Origin of the sequence: Sphingopyxis bauzanensis, from assembly GCF_002205675.1 — a bacterium.
GTDB classification, from domain to species: Bacteria; Pseudomonadota; Alphaproteobacteria; order Sphingomonadales; family Sphingomonadaceae; genus Sphingopyxis; species Sphingopyxis bauzanensis.
Map to the genome: position 1 here is coordinate 1 of NZ_NISK01000018.1, position 1,139 is coordinate 1,139.

3 protein-coding genes are annotated in these 1,139 nt (G+C 55.6%); all 3 read left to right on the forward strand.

All coding sequences use genetic code 11. The annotated features are described in order from the left end of the window. On the forward strand, positions 1-218 hold a 218-nt coding region (locus CDQ92_RS21765), incomplete at its 5' end, for a DNA methyltransferase (RefSeq protein ID WP_237246142.1). A 173-nt stretch (positions 219-391) separates the two neighbouring features. Continuing rightward, complete coding sequence (locus CDQ92_RS20560) at positions 392-598, forward strand: hypothetical protein (protein ID WP_237246143.1); 207 nt, start codon at positions 392-394, stop codon at positions 596-598. 18 nt (positions 599-616) lie between these two features. Further along, positions 617-1,139: recombinase family protein (locus tag CDQ92_RS20565; protein WP_088444128.1), on the forward strand; the 523-nt coding region annotated here is incomplete at its 3' end.

The window sequence follows — 1,139 nt, forward strand, 5'->3', positions numbered from 1 at the left end:
CGGACTATGCCATCGCTACCAAGGCAAAAACGGCCTTCGTTTCCACAAACTCTGTTTGCCAAGGCGAGCAGGTTCCTGTTCTATGGCCGCTAGTTTTTAAGACTAATAGCAAGATTGCTTTCGCTCACACGTCATTCAAATGGGCTAATCTTGCCAGCCACAATGCTGGCGTGACGGTCGCAATTATTGGTCTGGAGCTGTCTCTTATACACATCTAGATGTGTATAAGAGACAGGATCGCTCGCCTTCGAGGACATCCCATTTCCGAAGCTGCGCGGCGCGGGATGTCGGAACATCACGGTGCTGGCCTGTCTCTTATACACATCTAGATGTGTATAAGAGACAGTTGCTCGATTCCGCACCGCGACGGCGCATGTCGCTTGCCGATGTCGTGGACGAGTTGATCGCCTTCGCAGACATTGCCGACGATCAAACATGGGAAGATTTCTCGCTCGGCTTTGACGATGGCGCACAAGTTGCGCGCGAACATGCTGAGGCGATGCTCGATGCCATGAGCGAAGGCGATACAGCAGAGCAGGTTCGGCTCGCCGCATCATTGATCGCCATTCTCTATGTCCTGTCTCTTATACACATCTAGATGTGTATAAGAGACAGCGTGAGCACCTGCGAACAGAATACCGATCTTCAATATGACGCCCTGACCAAGGCCGGATGCGACCCGATCTATGAGGATCGGATCACGGGCGTCTCAATGGTGCGCGACGGGCTGGATCGCGCCCTTGCTGAAATTGGCAAGGGCGACAAACTCATCGTGTGGCGGCTCGACCGTCTCGGTCGATCGATCCCGCACATCATGACCATCGTTGCCGAGCTGGCTGATAAAGGCGCGAGCCTTGTCAGCATCGGCGAGGGGTTCGACACCGGCAACGAAGCCGGTGAATTATATTCCACCATTCTCGCGATGATCGCCCATGTCGAACGGCGCATGATCGTCGCGCGCACCAAGGCCGGACTCGATGCCGCGAAAGCGCGCGGTGTCCGCCTTGGTGCGAAACCCAAGATGCAGCCCTGCCAGATCGCAGAGGCTGCGCAGCTCATGCGTACCGAAACAGCGGAGACGGTCGCGCACCGCTATGCGGTTAGTCGCGCAACCTTGTTTCTGTCTCTTATACACATCT